Source organism: Mycobacterium sp. SA01 (assembly GCF_041287105.1).
GTDB lineage: Bacteria > Actinomycetota > Actinomycetes > Mycobacteriales > Mycobacteriaceae > Mycobacterium.
Map to the genome: position 1 here is coordinate 503,054 of NZ_JBGGNO010000020.1, position 19,191 is coordinate 522,244.

9 protein-coding genes are annotated in these 19,191 nt (G+C 62.7%); 1 reads left to right on the forward strand and 8 read right to left on the reverse strand.

All coding sequences use genetic code 11. The annotated features are described in order from the left end of the window. Positions 1 to 3 precede the first annotated feature (3 nt). From AB4879_RS21600 to AB4879_RS21620, 5 genes are all read right to left on the reverse strand, one after another. The gene (locus tag AB4879_RS21600; protein ID WP_370509206.1) at positions 4 to 2,094 is read right to left on the reverse strand and encodes a UvrD-helicase domain-containing protein; all 2,091 of its coding nucleotides are present in this window, start codon (positions 2,092 to 2,094) and stop codon (positions 4 to 6) included. An 18-nt stretch (positions 2,095 to 2,112) separates the two neighbouring features. Continuing rightward, entirely contained in the window at positions 2,113 to 6,222 is a 4,110-nt protein-coding gene (locus AB4879_RS21605) for a DNA methyltransferase (protein ID WP_370509207.1), read from the reverse strand. Further along, on the reverse strand, positions 6,219 to 9,092 hold the full coding sequence (locus AB4879_RS21610) for a helicase-related protein (RefSeq protein WP_370509208.1): 2,874 nt from the start codon (positions 9,090 to 9,092) through the stop codon (positions 6,219 to 6,221). Before AB4879_RS21610 ends, AB4879_RS21605 begins: the two co-directional genes overlap by 4 nt. Further along, entirely contained in the window at positions 9,089 to 14,230 is a 5,142-nt protein-coding gene (locus tag AB4879_RS21615; protein ID WP_370509209.1) for a DEAD/DEAH box helicase, read from the reverse strand. Before AB4879_RS21615 ends, AB4879_RS21610 begins: the two co-directional genes overlap by 4 nt. A 535-nt stretch (positions 14,231 to 14,765) precedes the next feature. Next, on the reverse strand, positions 14,766 to 15,479 hold the full coding sequence (locus tag AB4879_RS21620; RefSeq protein ID WP_370509210.1) for a hypothetical protein: 714 nt from the start codon (positions 15,477 to 15,479) through the stop codon (positions 14,766 to 14,768). Between the two features lie 334 nt (positions 15,480 to 15,813). Here AB4879_RS21620 and AB4879_RS21625 point away from each other — a divergent pair, with 334 nt between their 5' ends. Continuing rightward, on the forward strand, positions 15,814 to 16,239 hold the full coding sequence (locus tag AB4879_RS21625) for a hypothetical protein (protein WP_370509211.1): 426 nt from the start codon (positions 15,814 to 15,816) through the stop codon (positions 16,237 to 16,239). Between the two features lie 87 nt (positions 16,240 to 16,326). Here AB4879_RS21625 and AB4879_RS21630 read toward each other — a convergent pair whose 3' ends face one another. The 3 genes from AB4879_RS21630 to AB4879_RS21640 are packed head-to-tail and all read right to left on the reverse strand — an operon-like array spanning position 16,327 to position 19,129. Then, positions 16,327 to 17,454, reverse strand: a complete 1,128-nt coding sequence (locus tag AB4879_RS21630) for an AAA family ATPase (protein WP_370509212.1) — start codon at positions 17,452 to 17,454, stop codon at positions 16,327 to 16,329. Then, a complete protein-coding gene (gene pnuC, locus AB4879_RS21635; protein ID WP_370509213.1) occupies positions 17,451 to 18,101 on the reverse strand; it encodes a nicotinamide riboside transporter PnuC in 651 nt (216 codons plus the stop codon). Before pnuC ends, AB4879_RS21630 begins: the two co-directional genes overlap by 4 nt. Beyond that, positions 18,098 to 19,129: a hypothetical protein gene (locus AB4879_RS21640; RefSeq protein WP_370509214.1), complete on the reverse strand. Its 1,032-nt coding sequence runs from the start codon at positions 19,127 to 19,129 to the stop codon at positions 18,098 to 18,100. The genes pnuC and AB4879_RS21640 overlap by 4 nt, the downstream gene beginning before the upstream one ends. Positions 19,130 to 19,191: the final 62 nt, after the last annotated feature.

Sequence of the window (19,191 nt, forward strand, 5' to 3'; positions counted from 1 at the left end):
TGTTCAGTTCTTCTCAAGTGCGGTTAGGAACGGGCTGGGTTCGCCATGCCAGGTGACAAACAGTTCTTCCCGAGCCCTGGTGCACGCAACGAACAGCAGACAGCGCTCGCGTTCGAGGTCTTGTTCGTGGGTGTGCTTGTCTTCTTCTATCGGAGTCACGGCTTTGACTTCGGGAACGTGTTTAGCGCTGACGCCCGCGACCGCGATGCAGCGGAACTCCAGCCCTTTCATCCGGTGCATCGTGCCGACACGCACGGCATCGTCGTGATCGGCTGCCTTGGCGAGATCGACGGACCGAATGCGCGATGCCTTCAGGGCTTGTTGGATCTTCCCCGTGAGCCACTTCGCTCGGACGGCGACCCCAATCTCCGACGGCGCGACGCCGCCAGCGATCCACTTCTTGACGTTCTCGGCGATCGCGCGTGCTTCCGAGTCGGCGTCTATACAACTCTGCAGTGTGGGGGGTTGTCCGTGGACGTGGGATCTGCAGCCCGCGATGGAGTCCAGACCGCCCTCCATGTCGTCGATGGCTTGTCCGCGCAGCAGTCCTAGGCTCCACGCGAGAATCTCGGCGGTGGTGCGGTAGTTGATGTTTAGCCGTGATGAACGGCCGGCGATGTTGATCCCGACTTCTCGGAGGCTGACTCGGTTGTCGTAGATCCGTTGATGGGTGTCGCCGGCGATGAAGATGTCGTTGGGCGCTTCGGCAACGGCGGCGCGGAGCAGACGCCACTGGTCTGGGCTGAGGTCTTGTGCTTCGTCAATGATGACGTGTCGGAACGGCTTGTCCGAGGAATGCTCCAGAAGGTGTGTGGCCTCTCGCCGGATGGTCTCGTGCGTCCAAAAGCCGCGGGTGGCGAGAGCTCGTTCGAATTCATTGATAATTTGCCAAACTTGGGCTCGTTGCGTGGAACCGAGAGCTCGGCCGCGGCCCGTTCGTTTGGCTGCGAGATACGCGTCGGCCGAGGTGATACGGCGAGCCAGCACTACCTGTCGCCATTCCTCCGACAGAAATACTGGAGTGAAAACGACTCCTAGCGTTTGGATCAGTTCGGCCCATAAGGCCTTTTCGTCTTCATGACTGAGCAACAAGGGTGCACCGTGGGCCTTTCGGAAGAGGCGGTGGGCAATCCGGTCCACGTGCGACACCTCGATGCGGCTCTGGATGTCGTCGTCGACGAGCATGTCGAGCCCGGCCTGCAGCGTCTCGGACAGCGTGGAGGTAAAGGTGGTGACGAGGACCTTCCCCTCGCCGCGCTTAGCGAGCATGTTCGCCCGGTGCAGCGCGACGACGGTCTTGCCAGTGCCGGGGCCGCCGGTGACGCGTGCTGGCCCCTTGTAGGTGGCGTTGACGACGGTCCGCTGGCTGGGATGCAAATACACCCGCCAGGTAGCGAACGGGTACGCGAACACGTCCATCAGTTCATCGGGCCCGGAAACGAGGATCACGCGCTCATTGCTGCGCAGGATGGCTGCGTCGATGTCCTCGGTGTCGACAGGCTCGTTGAGAATCTGAGCGCCGAGGTCGGTCCAAACTTCTTCGGGGGTGAACCCTGCTGCGAGGCCGAATAGCACGTCCCACTGTGTCTCGGGCAGAAAGGCTTTCGCCGCGTCGAGTTGCGCGGCGTCGGTGACGGTTCGGGCGAACGCGAGCACCTTCTCATCGATGCCGAGCTTGGTCAGCTCACCGTCCTTGATGTGGTCGAAGATCGGGGCGCCTGCTGCCTTGGCCGCCTCAGCCATTGCGGGGATTTGGCGGTCGAGTTCGGCTTCATCGCGGATCTCAATCCCGCCGGTCGCGGAGTTAACCGAGACATTGCTGCGCTGCGCCCACGCGTAGGCGTCGTCGTGATGCAGGACCTTCAGCAGCGTGTACACATCTCCGGTAACGGGGGCGAGCACGATGCCGCGCCAGGCCTGGTCGATGCGGATAGACCGGAACCGCGGGTTTCGTGCGTTGGCGATCTTCTCCAGGTGCAGCCCGGTGTGGGTGGCGGCGTCGAACTCGTCGAAGACTTCGGTGACCCGTTTGACGACGGGTTTCTCCATTTTGGCGAGGTCGGCGATGAAGCCCTTATCGATGGCGAGTGGCATTGTTCTTCCGTTGCTTGACTATTCGGGGTGGCGGGGTCCGTGTCCGGCGGTCGGATCTGCGAGCGGCTTCCAGCCGTTGCCGCCGTTGGCGATTGCTTCTGCCATGCGGTCGTACGCGTCCAGAACGAGACGGCGGGTGCGATACTCACCCAGATCGCGCTCCTCATATCTGCGGATGATCGGAAACGAGTCAAGGACATGTTCGGAATCGCTTCTCGTGAGCCCGTAAAGGTGTAGGAATGCAGCATCTAGGTCTGCGCGCAGCAGCGCTCGACGCTCTGGGACCCAGCGGAATGGTGGTCCTGCGTCGTGCATGTCTTGCGCATATTCCTTCATCCGCCAGGATGTATAGGCTAACTCGACAACATACGGACGAGTCCACGCGGCCAGCTCAACTGATCGGAGCCAGGGAGTGGGCTGACTAAATGCTTCAGGCGGCGGACAGGCAATCTGACGCATCAGTGTCATATTGAGGTGGGTACCCGCGTTTTTCTGTCGAACTATGTAGTCAAACGCAAATGTCGTCCAAATTGCTTGAAGCAGAGGCACATTAGAGGCATCTTCAAGAATTGCCAGCGGGAACCCACCAGCTGCAGCTGAGTAGGGCAGCACTGAGGGGGCCATCGTCCTCGAGTCACTCGATCTTGCGATATCGCGCCACCCGAAGAGCCAGCTTCTCTCCCAGTCTCGGCGCAAGTATTCAGCTACTTTCGGCCGCTCCAGCCAGTACCGCGCTAGAGATTCCAGATGAGGATCGTCGTGCTGATCATCGGTCAGCCTCGGGAGAGACCCGACGTTCAACTGCGCTTGAGTCGCGCCCTTGTATGTGGAGAACCGATGGTCAAAGTGGCTGAGCATTTTCGCCTCGTACAGCGGCACGTACTCGGTCTTCCCACGCGTGTAGGACCAGCCATTGAAATCTGCGTCGGCGAGGTCGTCTGCGGTGTGGAACAGCCCGGAGTCGTTCGCCATATCGAACAGTCGCGCGAACGAGAGACCCCAGGGGTTGCCGTCGGGATCGTCATCCCGAATGAGAACGGGGTGCCGCGAGTAGATGCCTAGCGTGATATCGGCATCCTTGCGGCTCCGGAACATCGGCAGCGTGCCGGTGTTCGGGTTGAGCGCGAGAACCTCCTTGGCGGCCAGCTGAAATCGCTTCTCGGGCACATCGGAAACGTGGCGGTTGAGAAAAGCGAACTTGGTGCGACGAACCGTCCGGTGTGTCCCGGTCATGGTTGTGATCGCGAATCGGACACGATGGTCCACGTCGCGAAAAATCTTGGCTTCGTTCTCGAAGTCATAGAACGCGTAAAGCCTGTGGTTTCTCAAGGTGTCGGCGAAGAACGGCGCGGTCGTCTTGTCGGTTGCCAAGCCGGTAGGGGTGATGATGCCGGCCGCGCCGCCGGGGCCGGCGACCGTTCGCATCGTCTCGGCGAAAACGCTGTAGGTGTTGACGTCGCCCTGCCCAGTGAAAGGATAGCGACCACTCTTCAGCAGCAGATGTGCGGTGCCGTCCGACTGCCGCAACGCCGCGAGGTAGGCCCGATAGAGGTCGGGGTCGTCGTCGACGAGTTTGTCGATCATTCTCTTGCGGATCGCTGCGGTGGCCGCGCCTTCGATGTCGGCTCGGCCTGCGTTGCCGAAGAACTCCTTGTCTTGGATCTTGACCCGTTCCCAGGGCGGGTTCCCAACGACGCAGGAGAACCCGCCCGTCCAGCCGGTCGCGGCGTCGGCGCTGCCGTCGTCCGGCACGGTGAAGATGCCGGGGAATTCCAAGTGCCAGTGAAAGAAGCGATATTGCCGAGCCAGCGAGTTGACTTGGGCGATAAGCGTGTCGGGCACCGACTCCGGCGCTTCGGCCAGTGTCCGCACGGCGGCGTGGGTGACGCCCTGACCCGAGGTTGTTGCCCCGGTCTTGGGCTGTACGAACGCCGCGCACCACGCGTCGGCGACGAGTTTCGCGGCCACCAAATCAGGGTCGGCCTCTAAGCGGCGCCAAGCGTCGGCGCGGGCTCGCAGCGCAGCAATCGTGGCAACGGTGCCCGTGTCTGCGTCCTGGGCGGCCTTGGTGAATTGGCTGGTCTCGACATTGAGAGTTTCGGACCCGAAGCTGAGGGTCAGCTGATCCTGGTCGGCTTGACGCTCGCTCTTGTTGCGGGCCTTAAGTTTTTTCGTCCATTCCTTATCGTCGTCACCCAAAGCGACGAATGCCGTGTCGGGGATGTTGTGCCGCAGCAACTCCGGTGTCGTTCCCAGCAGGGCATTACCGACCCGGAAGTGCGCGTCGAGGAACGGGAACGGGCGGTCGGGGTCAAAGGCTTCCAGCCAGAGCGCCACCTTCGTGATCTCAATCGCCAAGTCGTTCAGGTCCACGCCGTAGACACAGCGTTCGATAACGTCGGCAGTGGCGGCTCGTAGTGCCGAAGGAGTGGGTTCTGTTTCCCCAGTCCGTACGGTGGCGAGTGCTGTGGCGAGACGTCGAGCTGCTGCGACGACGAAATGCCCACTGCCGCAGGCTGGATCGACCACTGTAAGATCCAGGATCGCCTGTTCGGCATCGGCTTGTCGGATGGCCTCGTCGATCAGTGGGTCGAGCGCCTCCTCAAGGACCAAAGCGATGAGCTCCGAGGGGGTGTAGTAGGAACCGGACTTCTTGCGCTCGTTGCCGACGGCGACGTCGAGGGTGAATGCCCTTTCGTCGGCGTGATATCGGGGTGTATACGCCAACAGCCCCTCGTACATGCCGCCGAGCTCTTCGCTATCGAGGTTGCGGTAGTCGACCGGCCGCGGCAGACCGGTGACGGGGTCGTCGATCTGCGCGAGGGCCCGGACGGCAGCGAGTAGCGCTCGGTTGGGCAGCTTGGCGCCATCAAGGATGCTTAGCGCGTCCCGGGAGAACAGGCTGGCGCCAAGCCCACTGAGCCCGAGTGTGGGAAGCCCATCGCCGGATAGGGCGTCGGTGACGATCTGATGAGCCTCCCAGAGGTCGGTGTGCCAACCACCGATCGGCTCGCCCGCAAGTCGCCGCAGCCGTGCGGTCGAGAAGAAGTCCGCGTACACGGTGCGAGCGCTTTCGGGAACGTCGGCACGGTGCAGCAGATCGCGGTCTTCGACGACGAACAGCACGATCAGCCGGTAGGCGATGCGCAGCAAGGCCCGCTGGAGGTCGCGATCGGCATCAGTGGCCGCGGCCAGCGCTTCGCGCAGCGCCACATTGGCGGGATGCGCGACAAACCCGGTGCCCAACTCCTGCAATGCTGTGGCGATACCGTGCTGCAGGTTCAGCAGCGCCCGGGCGCCGTCATCGATGGCGGTGGTGCGCCAGCGTTCAAGCCAGCAGTTGTCGAGCTTGGGCTCGGTGGCCTCGGTCTCAACCTCAGCGTCCCCGTCTGAGTCTTCGCCGTCGACAGCAGCTTTGGCGGCCTTGTCGTCCAGGCGGGGCGCGTACCGGCTGGCGTGGACGATGAGGAATAGAACGCGGAAGTCAGCGTAGAGCTGGTCGGTGAAGATCGCGTCGAGGTCGAACTCGACGAAGGACTGCCGGGTGAGGCTGGAGGCGTCGCGTAGCAGGCGCAGCTGATGACCGTTGGACACGATCGCCCACAGCGCGCGGTCCTCCCGGTTGAGGTAGTCCTGCACCATGGCCTGCGGGGCGCGGGCAGTGACGCCAGGGGTCTTCGCATCCAGGTCGATGCCCGCGCCGACCAGGTGCAGCGGGACCCACGCAACGGCGTCTGCGGCGTCAGGCCAGGCGAGCCGATGCGAGATGGGAAAGTGCGGCGCCTCGGTCTCGCCAAGGCCCGGTGGCACGGCCAGGCCACCGGAGACCACATCGGGCCGGCCCCAGCCCAATTCGTACAGCAGCGGCAGCAGCCACTTGTCACGCGTGAGCTTCGTAGCTGCGTCGCCCTCTGGTAGCCGATCCAGTGCGGCGCGCCAACTGCGGTGCGCGGCTAGCATCGCTTCCCAGGCGCGGGCGATGGCACCGTTGACCGTCATCCCCGGCGGCAGTTGGTATGCCTCGGCGCTTTGGCCGGGCATCCGCAACTCGTTGGCCCGCGGGATCGCCTCGGATGGTAGGGCCGTGCCGACTGCGCGGATGGCTCTGAAGACGTTCAGCGCAGTCATCGGGCAGTACCTTCCGGCAAGAACACGTAGATGCCGAGGACATCGGCGGGCGGCAGAAACCGCACCGTGGGTGCGCGCCCGCTGGACTTCGCTGCGCTGCGTGCCGCCTGGTGCTCGGACACCAGGTCTTTCGCGGCGTCCTTACCCGCAGCTGAGAGATGAGTCGTTAGCGCATCGAAGCGGCCGAGCGCACGTCCCAGTTGCATCCGCGCCAAGGACTCGTCCACGTTGCCCGACGGCTTCAGCGTCAGCAGTGCATCGACCTCTGCCTGTTGCAGCCAAGTCAGGCTGTCTCCGGTCGCCGTGAATGCCAGGAAGGTTGCTTCCTCCGCGACCTGGGTAACGGGGATCACCGAGCCGGGCAGAGAAATTTCCAGCCGATGCCGCACCATCAGCAAAGTCGTCACCTTTGTGACCGCCTCGGTGCGCATCACGCCTGCGCGGCGTGCCGGCCGCGCTGCCGGATCGAGGTGGGCGTCCAATGCGGCGTCGAGGACGTACCGTGACAGCGCGCCCACCGTGGTGTCGGTGCGGGTCAGCACACTGTGGCCGGCGGGTACAGGCAAGGAGCGGTGAAAATGCATCCGGCCGTTTTTGACCGGCGGCAGTTGATCGCGCACCGCTGCCGGCAGAGTGTCGATGACCGCAGTGAACCCATCTTCGGTGTCGCTGACCGCGGCGCCCATTAGCGACAGCGCTGTGCGGGTGAAGGTTTCGACGTCGGCCGGGCCGCCCAGCGCGCGACGGACTTCGGTGAGGGCCTGTTCAACAGTGTCTGGCTTCAGGCCTGCCTGCCGGAACCGGGAGCGGGACGCCTTCTCCCGTTCGGCAGCGTTGGCCCACTCCACCTCGACCTGCTCTGCCAGAGACTTCGACGTGGCGTCGGCAAAGTCGAGGGTCAGCTGCTCGGCGGCCTTGCCCCGCAACAGCAGCGACTCCCAAATTGACTTCATCACGGTTGTGGAATCAACAGGTATCGGTACCGAGACGCCGATGCTGCGTTTGATGTTCTCGTGCCGGCGGATAAGGACCTCCAGCACGATGCCGTCAATCCCATTGTCCTCGCCGTAATAGGTGACGGCCCGCACCGTCGGGGCCCGCTGGCCGAAGCGGTCTACGCGCCCTTCGCGTTGTTCGTGCCGGGTCGGATTCCACGCCAGGTCGTAATGGACGACTGCGGTGAATCCGTCCTGCAGATTGACACCCTCCGACAGACAGTCGGTCGCAATGAGCAGGCGGGGGCCGTCGTGAGCGCTGAGGGCATCGACTCGAGTTTCGCGTTCCTCCGGTGGCAGCGTTCCGGTTACGGCGTCAATCCTAAGGTCCGTGACCTTCGACAACGCCGAACTGAGGTGCTCAGCAAGATAGTCCGCGGTGGGGATGTAGCGGCAGAACACGATGGGGTGGTAACCCTCGTCGAGGAGTTCCTTCAGTAGCAGGATAAGTCGCTTGAGCTTGGCGTCGGAACGCGGGCCCTTCAATGCCGCCGCTGCGGCGGCCAATTCGCGGAGCCGCCGCATTGCTTTGGTGTCGGGTTCGTCCGAACCGCTGGTGTCGGCGCCGACGGCGACGTCCTCGGCTTCCAGCGTGTCGTCCAAGTCGGTGTCGAGCACGCGAGGTTCGGCGTAAGTGTCGACATCAGCCTCAGTCTCGTCGGCCGTGTCGGCGACCGCCGAACGGTTGAGCAGGGTCTGTTCAGCTGCGGCCGGGCTGGAGGCCAGGCAACGTAACAGTGCGATCGCCGACCACCACCGGACGCGTTGCCGTACCGCGCTGAGCTTGGGGTCACTGACCTGCTCACGTACGTAGTCCATCACGTCGTCGAAGAGTTGACGGTATCCAGCGGTGAGTTTGTAAGCAGTCTCAGTGGTCTCGCGCTCGGGAAAAGGGGTGTCTTCGTTGAGGTATTCGCGGATGTCGGCTCGTTGGCGTTGAACCATGAACTTCGCGAGCAGCTTGCGGTCATCCTCCCGGTCGCGGCCGGACAGATCGGCGGGGAGGTCGCCGAGTCGATTGTCGAGCAGGCCGATCAGCGATTGCCACGCGGTGTCATCTCCGCTGTGCGGGGTGGCGGTCAGCAGCAGCAGGTGGCGGCTCTGATCGTCTGCCAACTTGCGCAACAGCGCATATCGCAGGTGAGCCTGCGACGACTTGCCCACCCCCGCGGATGCCACGCAGGTATGGGCTTCGTCAACGATCACCAATTCCGGGCAGTGTAAGGCGAATTCATCGCGGCGCGATTTCTGCTTGATGAAGTCGGTGGAGATCACCAAATACCGATGGTGTTGGTACACATTGGAGCCGAATGGAACGGTGCGCGCGAGGCGGTTGACGGTGGATGGCAGCAGCAGTTGCGCGTCGATACCGAACTTGTGCCGCAGCTCGCTCTGCCACTGCGGGGCCAGCTGTGGTGAACACAGCACGGCCAGGCGTTGGGCTTCACCGGTGGCCAATAGTTCCGCGGCGATCAGACCGGCCTCGACGGTCTTGCCGATGCCGACGCCGTCGGCGATCAGCAGTCGGGTCACATCCTGGTTGGCTGCCATCATCAACGGCACGAGCTGGTAGTTGCGGGGTGTGACGGCGAGTCTTGCGAATGAGCGGAACGGGCCGCCGCTGGCGTGGAACGACAGTCGCAGAGCGTCGCGTAACAGGCGGGCTCGGCTTGCGTCGCCACGGTCGTCGACGGTTGGGGGTTCGAAAGTAGCTGCGGCGAAGTGGTCGACGTCCGGAAGCAACACGGTAGTTTCATGTTCGTGGCCGCCGAGCGGTCGGACCAGCAGAGTGCCCTCGGGAGATCCGGGAAGTACCAGCCAGTCTCGGCCCCGGGCGTTGACCAGACTGCCGGCGGGATAGTCGAGGGTCGTCATGCGTTGTCCTTCGCGTCGCCGAAGATGCCGGCGTGTGCGGCGATGGTGTTGAGCCAGTTCGCGTCTGCATCGCCGTGATGGAAGCGCAGCACAAGCCATCCCGCCTCGTCCTCAAGCTTCATGCGTGCGTGCTCATCCTTCTCCTGCTGGTGCCCTGAGTCGTGGACAGGCCCATCGATGAAGATCGCGACGTCCATCCCGTCGGTGTGGTAGGCGAAATCGGGTCGGACGTAGTAGCCGTCGACGATCTTCTGGGCGTCGTCGGGCAGCCGGTAGCCGTGCTGTTCGAGCAGCGCGAGGAATTGCTTCTCCAGCTCGCTGTCGCACGCCTTGGTGAGGCGTTCCAGCTGGGCGGCGCGATCCTCACCACCGGCGCCGACTGCCACCGACGATGAGGCGAGTCGCCGGAGTAGGTTTAGGACGTTGTGTCGGTCCAGGTGCTGGTGATCCCACTGATTGCTGTAGGAGAGCAGGCAGTCATAGCAAGCTTGCGCGCAGTCTTCGGTCGCATAAGGAGCGTGTTTAAGGTCGGCCCCGGTATCGGGGTCGAAGTGCAGGATCTCTAGGGCTTTTCGGGCGGCCTGACGCAGTTGTCCGTCCTCAGTAGCGAGACGCCGTAGCACGCCAGCTCCGCCTTCGGCGGCTTCAAAGAACAGCAGCCGGGACCAGGCATGGTCACCGGTGTTGCTAGGCAGTGCCTCTACCGCAAGTTCGGAGCCTTCTAGTTGGTAGACGGCCTCGATTCCACGCTTGAGCGCGTACATCGCCGCCATCCGTTGGTCGGTGCCGATGGTCGGGTCCAGGTGTAGCAGCAGCGCGTTGCGGTGGTCTTCGACGTGCGGGATGACGCGCTGATACCGGGGTGCCTCACCGTGGACGTTCTTGGCGAGGTCGGCTTCTTTGCACCAGCGGCCCTCTACAGTGTCGAGCACGTACCCCCGGACGTCCTTGTCCTTGCGTCGGCGCAAGCCAACGTTCATCCGGCGTATCAGTGCGGTGTCACCGTAGGTCATGGTGCCGAGTTCGACGCCGTCCTCGGTAATGGTGCTGGTGAGTTGACCCGCTCGAACTCCGTGCGGCACAAAGCGAATGGTGGTGACGATTTCATGGCCGGCGCGCTGGCGTTCCTCCTCGTCGGCGCTGATCCGGTCACGCCGGCGGGTCTTGACGGAGAGGAGTCGCATCAGGTTCGCCATGGTGGCTTCGGGCGCGAATGGTGCACCGCAGTGTTGGCAGAGATCGGGGTCGGTCGACTCATGTAGGTATCCGCAGCTGCTGCAGCGTTTGATTTCGGTGATGTGGACGCCCGTACCGTCGTCCCGTGCGGGCAGGCTGACGCGGTTGACCTCGTAGCGTGCACCTTCGTGATAGATGAATGCGCCCGGTCCGAACTCGCTGATTGCCATGAACCGGGGGCGTTGGATGAAATCACCTTCACCGCCGCTGCGGGTGCGCCGTTCGGCCGGGATGAACGCCGACAAGGGAAGCCGTGGAAACGAATAGCCGGGTAGGAAGCCTTCGGAGGCAAAGTAGCGGTAGGTGTAGAAGTCGCCCTGCAAGACGTCGTCGACCTGACCCTTGAGAAGATCGAGTGCTGCACGCGCCTCCGAAATGCGGCCACGGGCGCGTTGTTTCGAGCTTTCCGACGCGCCGATGGTTTTCAGCGTCGTGTTGGCCTGATCCAACTCCGTCTGCGCTTCGTTGTAGAGGCCACGCCAACGGTCCGCCGCGTGGTTGAACCGACCGGGTGCCTGATCGACAGTGTCGGCAATCCAGTTGTCCGTCCACCATGGGGCTGACGTGACTTCGGTTGTCGCGGTGAGGACGTCAGTGATTGCGGCGATGGCGGCGCTGCGGCTCGACTGCGAGTTGATCGTCGAAAGCACCTCGGCGCGCAGGGGTTGGCCGAGCTGGTCAATCTCCAGGAGGTCGACCATGCTCGCCTTGAGATCTAGTCCACACTTGACCAGCCAGATCGAGTGGGCGTGTGCGCGGACCAGATCCTGATTGCCGAGCTCCAGTCGTGGCGGGGCAACTGCCCCGGCCACCATGTCCTGACTGCGCCGAAAGTAGTAGGCGTCGTGTGCATTTCCCGTGGCGCAGTATGTCAGGGCAATGGCGGGTTGCCCGGACCTTCCCGCTCGCCCGGAACGCTGCGCGTAATTGGCGGGTGTGGGTGGGACATTGCGCATGCCTACAACGTTGAGGCTCTTGATATCGACGCCGAGTTCCATGGTGGGGGAGCAGTACAGCACTGGCAATCGAGCTTCGCTGAACTCTTCTTCCCGTTTTTGGCGTTTGGCCGGCTCGACTTGTGCTGTGTGCTCACGGGCCTCGAGACCGACAAGCGCTTTGGCGGTCTCGGCGTAGAGCGCACGGAAGTACGGGTTGACCCTTCCTTTAGTTTGATTGCTGCGGATAGGGTCCGGCGCGCGATGGTCACCGCTGCCGGGATGCCACGCGATGAGATCGGCCCGAAGCTGGTAACCCGTGGGACGTTTCGGAACCGGAACGCGTAAGAGGATCCCGGCGCTGGCCATGACGTCCATCAGATTCTCAATGAGCGCGTCGGCATCCTTGGTCTTGAGCGTGTGCTGGAAGCCGGGGAAGCGACTCGCGCGTCGCAGCCAGCGTCCATACGCGCCGAGGCCTGATAGGTAGAGATCGGCGCCGATCCCCGCCGCTCCCTTGGGTCGGCCACCGGGATACGCAAGGCCGCTGTAGGTTGCTTGCTCGGTTTGGGAGATTGCCCACGGGTCTTTCAGCCATTCCCTGCTCGCCCTCCCGATTGCATCGAACTTATCCTCGGTGAGAAAGTCAGTGTCGATGCACAGGTTTCGTCGCAACTCGTCGAGCAGTACGTGCATCACCTCACGCCGTGTGTCGGCGTTAGCGCTCGCGAGAGGTTCTCCACAACTTGCCCATTTGTGGTCGCTTGCGGCAAGTTCCTCCACTCCCTCGTACGACAGGCGCAGCTGACCGGTCTGTTCCAGGTTGGGCATCGTAATTCGCCAGCCCCGCTTGAGATCGGCCCACAGCCGGTAGGCGACAACATCGCGCAGCGCGCGAGCGATCTTCTTGCGCGGGATGTGCTCGTCGGCGGTTTCCTCATCGCGGGCAAAGAACTTCAGGCTGTTACCGCTGAGTGCCTTGACCACTTCGGGGCCGAGGTTCTCGTCGGTCAGAGGTTCGCCAGGATGGTGTTCCTGGTAGTCGACGGCAGCGCGATACAAGGCGGAGCGGATCAACCCGACCAGCACAAAGTCATTGAAGTGGCCAGCCTGAAGGCTGGCATCCTGCCGGTTATCGCTGAACGCCAGGAACTTTCGCGCTTCACTATCGAGGTTTGACTCCTCGCGGAGGGCTCTGACAATCGACTGCGACAGCACCGTGACTGCGCTCGCGCGCCCTTCGGTGCCAAGGCTGGCGACTCGGGAGAATTGGGACTGCCGGGCACTTTCGTACGTTGTCTTGCACGAGGGGCAGAACTCGAGCCTCTCGAAGAACGCCACCGGCATGCCGTCGTCGGTGATGGTCCCGAATTCATCAACGCGTAGCGAATTGGGTAGCTTCGGGATTCGTGCCTTGTCGAGCACCTGACCGGTCCCGCTGGCCACGACCCAGTCCTCGGGAACAAGCTCTAGCAAGGCTGGATCTTGTGGATCCGGCCAGGGCTGCTCGGTCAGGAGTAACAGACCATCGGCATCGGGGTGTTCGACGAGATCGGAGTTCGGAATTCGGGGGCTGAAACTCTCTCCACCGCGCTCCAGGTTCACGACAAGAAACTCTTGGCCGCACTCGCGGCAGAAGGCTAAGGGGAAGAGCGGCTGCCCGGCAGGTCGATTGGGTGCGCTGCGCTGGTACTGGGTGGTCAGGTAGCGCTTCGCCGGCGGCTCCAGGGTTGTGTAGACGGTGTCGCCCTTGCCGATGAACTGATGCAGCTTGAACGCAAACAGCGACCTGCCTTGCGGGTCCCGGGCGCGAGAGCCAGCCAGGAGCAGCTCTTGCAGCTTCCCTCGGCAGGCTGTCTCGTCGACGCCCGTCTCGGAGTGCAGTTTCGCTGCAGCATCTTTGAGCTTCGACGGCGGCCGTCTCGCGAGCTTGCCCTCGTCGTCGATGTCGAGACCGAAGTGCTGTTCAGTCCAAACTGCCAGCGGGTCCGTCCTAAGCTCGGTCCACTCCTTCGGCGTCTCGGCTTGTAGACCTGCTCTCAGTGCTGTCGGATCTAGCTCGCCGGTCGTGGCGCGCCGGAGCGTTTCCCCGACAATGTTGGTTGCCGGGATTTCGACGCCGAAGATTCTTGTTGCCAATTCGGCCACTTGCTGGCGTTGCTCTGCCTTGGTGCCCGGGCCGGCGAGTGTGGCGCTGGTACCGATGCACTGCACCGCGTTGGAGCTGACCGCGCCGCGCAGGCGGCGGACGAGCATCGCCACATCGGCCCCCTGCCGTCCGCGATAGGTGTGCAGCTCGTCGAGAACCAGGAACGACAAGTTCGCGGCGCTGCTGATGAGCTTCTCCCGCTCTTTGGGGCGGGTCAGCATCAGTTCCAACATCACGTAGTTGGTCAGCAAGATGTCCGGGGGAGAAGCGAGAGTCTGCTCCCTTTCCTCCCGGTTCTCCTGACCGGTGTATCTCGCGAAGTTGACCTTGGGGTTCGTCTTCCCAAGGAATTTTTCGAGCTCGTTGCGTTGGCTGTTGGCCAGGGCATTCATCGGATAGACGATGATCGCTCGGACCCCTTGCCCCGTGCCTTCCCGAAGTACCCGGTCGACGATGGGCACGATGTAGGACATGGACTTGCCGGAGCCGGTACCGGTAGTCAGTACGTAGGACTCGCCGCGGTTGGCGATCTCGAAGGCGTCCGCCTGGTGCCGATGAAAGGCGATGCCCGTACCGTCTGGGGTGCGGAAGATGTCAGCTGCCTTCGGGTCGAGGACGCCGCGCTGGGCAAGCTCGCGCGCTGTGCCGCCGGATTCGAACGCCGGGTTGAGCGCAAGCCAGGGTTCCGGCCACAGAAGACCGTCGGAGATCTCGGCCTCCACCTTGCCGCGAATCTGATCGTCCTTGATCTCCAGGAAGCCCTTGACGAAGTCCTGATAGTCGTCGAGGACCTCCTTAAGGACCCCAAACGCGTCCATGACTTCCTCCCCCGGGTGTGCGCATGACCAAACTACTTAGCGGACCATACTTGTGACGTCGGACAAACGACGGCACTTCGCAGTGCAGAGCTTGGCTTGCCTGCTAGCCCAGAACGGGCGCCCCACCGCACGCGGTTCATCTCGCATGTGCGGCGCAGAGGTGATCAGCCCACGTGATCGTAAGCTTCGCCTAAGGAAGCGCGGCAGGAAAAATTTCGAGTATTACCCGCAAGAACTGCCATCGGCTCATCAAGTTCAATTATTTGGCTCGGCTTGGGTTCCAATTTGCGTGAATCTGAGCCCAGCGTGGCGAACCGAAGAAGGGTCTCACCGTCGCGTGTTCTGACTGACTTATATAAGCAATCGACCTCGGTAGCAGGAGGCCGCGCTGGCTTTTTGTCATGGGCAAGTGAGCGGATGCGTGCCATGGCTTGAGGGGTAAAGCGCGATCAAGCGACGGTCTCCGCTATTGCGTGTCGAATGTCTTCGGTTCTCGGTCTCGCGCACCGCTTCCTGCCCCACCAACTAAAGAGGTTCACGGAGCATCGGTGAGGTCCACGGACAACTTGTAGAGCAACCACTTGGTTGGAACCTCATACTTCTCGGACAGAAGTTGAATGCTGTCTTTCAACGACTCATCTGGCTGCCCGGTAACAATCAAGAGTTGGGCTCCTGGCCTGTGCTCTTTCTTCGCCTGCTGGTTGAGTGCGGTCATGTACTTCTTCGCCTGCGCGACTAGCCGTTCATCGGCTTCTCTGGCCTTCAGCTCGAAGCCGATTAGTTCGCCCGATTTTCTGCTTTCCGCAAGCAGATCGATGATGCAGTTTCCGGCGATGCGAACTTCGGGCCCCCGCAGTTTCAGACCGTTCTTTCTGGCGTAGGACAGTGCCGCGAAGTTGGCAGTAAGGAATCGCGACATCTGCCTCTCATCCTCGAAGAGAAAGCGAGACGGCTGTATGCCTTGGATTGGGTGGTTGCGGTCGAATAGGTAGATCCGCGTTGAGCGGCCAATCGTGGGGTCCGCAAGATCGGGAAATGTGCTCAAACCTGCCGCCCGAAGCTTTTCCGCCAGCTCTGAAAGAAACTTCGGGGAGATCCTCTGATAACCGGCGTCTCGCGCAAGAGTAGCGAGCAAGCTGTCGGGCGTGTGTGTCAAGGATCGTGGAGCATCAGAATTCGAGTCGACGCGTCGGCGGCAGGTCGCGACCAGGCGCTCGAGACGCTCGTCCTTCGAAATCCTTGGCGCCATCACTCCTCCTTTCGGCATGGTCGGCGGCCTAGCGCATTGTCGGCTATGTGGCGACCGTGTCGGGCGAAGTTCATGAAAAGTCGTGACTGGTCGGATTATCGGTGTCTGACGAAGTGCGTGTCGGTCGGAGTGGATGCCCCAATGAATACAAAGCACCCGAACCAAATGACGGGTCGGATATCTGCGGTCTCAACCGCCGCCGGCGGCCACGGTTGCCCGCCGAAGGCGATGCTGCGTGCAAAAGTGATCAGAGGAGTCGAGGCCGACGGCGAGCCATACCCGTCGGCAACGGCGAAGTATCAGTGGGTGGCGACTTTCAGGTGGGAAACGACCGATGACGACAAATGACCCGGGTCACGAGTCCCTGCTCTCAGCGTTGTCGCAGGCGCGTATTCCGGTCGGGAACCACGACTTCATCCGTCGGTTGACGTCCGCCATCGGTATCGACGGATATCGGGTGAAGGGCGTTGAGTCCAGCAAGCCATACGTCCTCGCCGTGAGACGCGACGCGCTGGCCGATCTTCATATCTACTATGGCTATACAACCGGCTTCATCTCCGAAGAAGAGATCATCCAGGTCCTCGGTGGCGGAGTGGTCCGCGAACCGAGTTCACGAACCGGGACCTGGTACGTCGCTCACCCGATCAACGAGATTCGTCCACGGGGCGACAGCTCCCGCGACTCAAGACGCAAAACGACTCAGTTCTGCTACTGCGGTATCGAACTGCCCTTAACTGGAGTGTGTGAATACTGCGGCTAGCCATGGGGTTTGATGCCCATCGTGATGCTTGGCATGTCGAGTGGGCAACGCGTCGGAATTAACCGGAACCTATCGGCGCTCGGCCGCTTATCCAGAGTGGGACGACGTCGGCCCGACTACTCTCTTGGACTCAAATCCTGGCCCATGCAGCGGCTCACCAAACCGAGCGCGAAGCTCAAGCAGCGGATCAATCGTGCGGGTCGCGACGTCCAGCCGTTCAGACAGACTGCCGGTCAACAACACCCACGAGTGCCCAGCCGCCGTGAGCGCGTCGACGAACCAGCCCGTCATCGCTTCCCGAATCCGTAGATCACCTTCCCGCATCCCGTCGTCGTGCCATTCGACTTCCTCGTGATCCGTAACGAGGTACACCGCCCTGGGCGGTACGCGAGTCCACGGCTGGCCAGTCCGCGCCGCCGATCCAAGGTAACGCCGCTCCCAGACGGAAGTTGCGAATGCGTCTGTGTCACAGAACAAGACAGGGGAGCCGGCCGCCGCAGCCGCCTCCTCACGCCTAGTCTGCTCCCGGCCGATCGCATCGAAGTCATCGACGGTCCACACCAGATCGACGAGCTCCGACCCTGACGAGCCGTCCCACTTCAGCCGTGTGTACTCCCTCCCGTACTCCTCGACGCACTGCGTCGACGCCCACGCGCCGCCGCGGGCGGCATAGTGCTCAGTCAACAGTCGGGAAAGGGTTGTCGTGCCGGTGGATTCAGCTCCGACTGTGACCACCCGCGTCGTCAGCCCGGCGCGAGTGGCCGGCGTAAGATCCATCCACCGCCCTGCGAGGTCGCGGCGCACCGCCGTGCCGCTCAACTCGCCGCGCTCGAATCGCACGCTCTCAGCACCGAACCACCGCGCCAGTTCCGGCCCGTATCCCTCACCTGAGAACACCGTATCCACCCCTAGCGGCTCACCCGCGTGGCGCAACGCGGCCTCCATCAGCGCAACCTGCGCCGCCCACACCCGCGGATCGTTGACGTCCAGCGGAGCGTCACATCGGATGCCGATGATCCGCACACCCGGTTCACCCGCATGCTCAGCTCGTAGCCACGCCAGGCGATCGGCAAGCGGGATCGTCTCGGACGCGCCCGCCATCACCAGCACGGTGAACCGCTCACACTGCGCGGCGGCAGCACGGATCGCCGCATGATGACCGAGGTGCGGTGGGTAGAACTTGCCAATCAGCAGGCCATGGGCGAAGCGAGTCACGTTGCGATTCCGACTTTTTCCGGATCAACGACAAGCTCCCTGCGCCACGCCCGCCAGCCTGCCACACACAGTGCAAGGAACAGCATGTAGACAACTGCCGTCAGGTTGAGCCCACGACTGAAGTACAGCGGCACGTAGATGCAGTCGGCCGCGATCCAGAAATACCACGACTCGATCCACTTGCCGTTGAGCAACCATTGCGCCACCAAGGACAGACTCGTGGTCAGCGCATCCAGAAAAGGTGCTGAGTCGCGCGCCCACAACAGGAGCGGGTACAGAACAGCAGTCCCGACACAAAGAGCCATCACACACCAGAGCAGGTGACGCTGGCCCGCAGCGCGCACCGGCAGGGGAGTGCGATCAGTGTTGCCGTACAACCACTGCCACCACCCGATGAACCCTAATGCGATGTACACGATCTGCAGACCCGAGTCCGCCCACAGCTGCGCGGAGGCGAAAAGCACCAGAAAGAAGGCCGAGTTGGCGATTCCGACAGGGAAATTCGCAACGCTGCGCCGGACCGTCAAAGCCACACAGGCCCCGCCGGTGAGGAAGCCGAGTAACTCTGCCCAGCTCACCGGATCACCCCACAGCGTGAAGGCCACCGCATTCAGCGGCGCCACTACGGCGGTCAGCCAGTCGATCATCGCCCCACCTCCCGCGACCGCGCGTTCCACCGATCGATGATGCCGACCACCCCGGGCTCGACTCCACGGTGGCCCACGATGTACACATCCAGGCCGGCATCCTCGACGACACTCAACGCCCGCTCGATCGCATCGTCGATCCAACTGCCCTCGTTACCGAACACCCCTCCGCCAACGCGAGTCAACAACACGATATTGGACCCGCCTTCGCCGGCTTGTTCGGCCGCGGCCAACAGAGTCGCCTCATAGGTGGCCTCGAGCACCAACCGCGCGAACAAGTCCCACTCGCCGCGTTGCAACCGCGAGTACCCAAGCGGCAGCGCTGAACAGAACGCCTGCGACACCAGCCGGCGCTCGGGTCCCTTTACATCTGTGACTTCGACGTTGCGGTGAAGACCGATCGCCAGCCGTCCGCGCAGCGTGTCGATCACATCCGCGGAAGCATCCAAAGCGGGGTTGATCGCCGTCAAGCCCTCTCGACTGCAGAGCGCGTAACCGTTCCGCATCTCCCACAGCTCGCCGACCGGAAGGCCGGTGAGTTCCGACAACGCCGTACCGACACCCGCCAGAGCGTCCACCTGGCGACGCGCGGTCTGGCCCACCCCGTCGTCGAACGGGACGAAGTAGTTGCGATAGATCGTCGCCGCCCCGGCCGCCATTGCACATGCCGGCCCCTGGGTGGGGTCTGAGGCATAGCCCGTCACGCCCTGCTCAGGCGTCACGTTCTGCGAGATCATCTCCAGCAGGTTGAACTGCGACGCCACCTGAAACAACGCGCCTTCGAAGCGAGGATCTGCGTGCAACGCCCGGGCGTCACCGATCAATGCGCTCACCGAAGTCCGTTGTCCTCGAGTGTTATTCATCTGATCCCGCAAGCAGGCCAGTGTCGGCACTGTCAACGAACCGATGCCGTACCGCTTGCCGTTCACACCCGACACCAATTCGTCGCCCTCGACGCGAAGCTGAGCCTGGGTGGACTCGTAACCGTCCTCGGCGAACCCGGTCAGCCGTTCGAACCAGTCGCCCATCATGTCCCCCAAACCGATCGATCATTTAGCGCAAGAATCGCACTAAGTCTTATTTAGCGCAA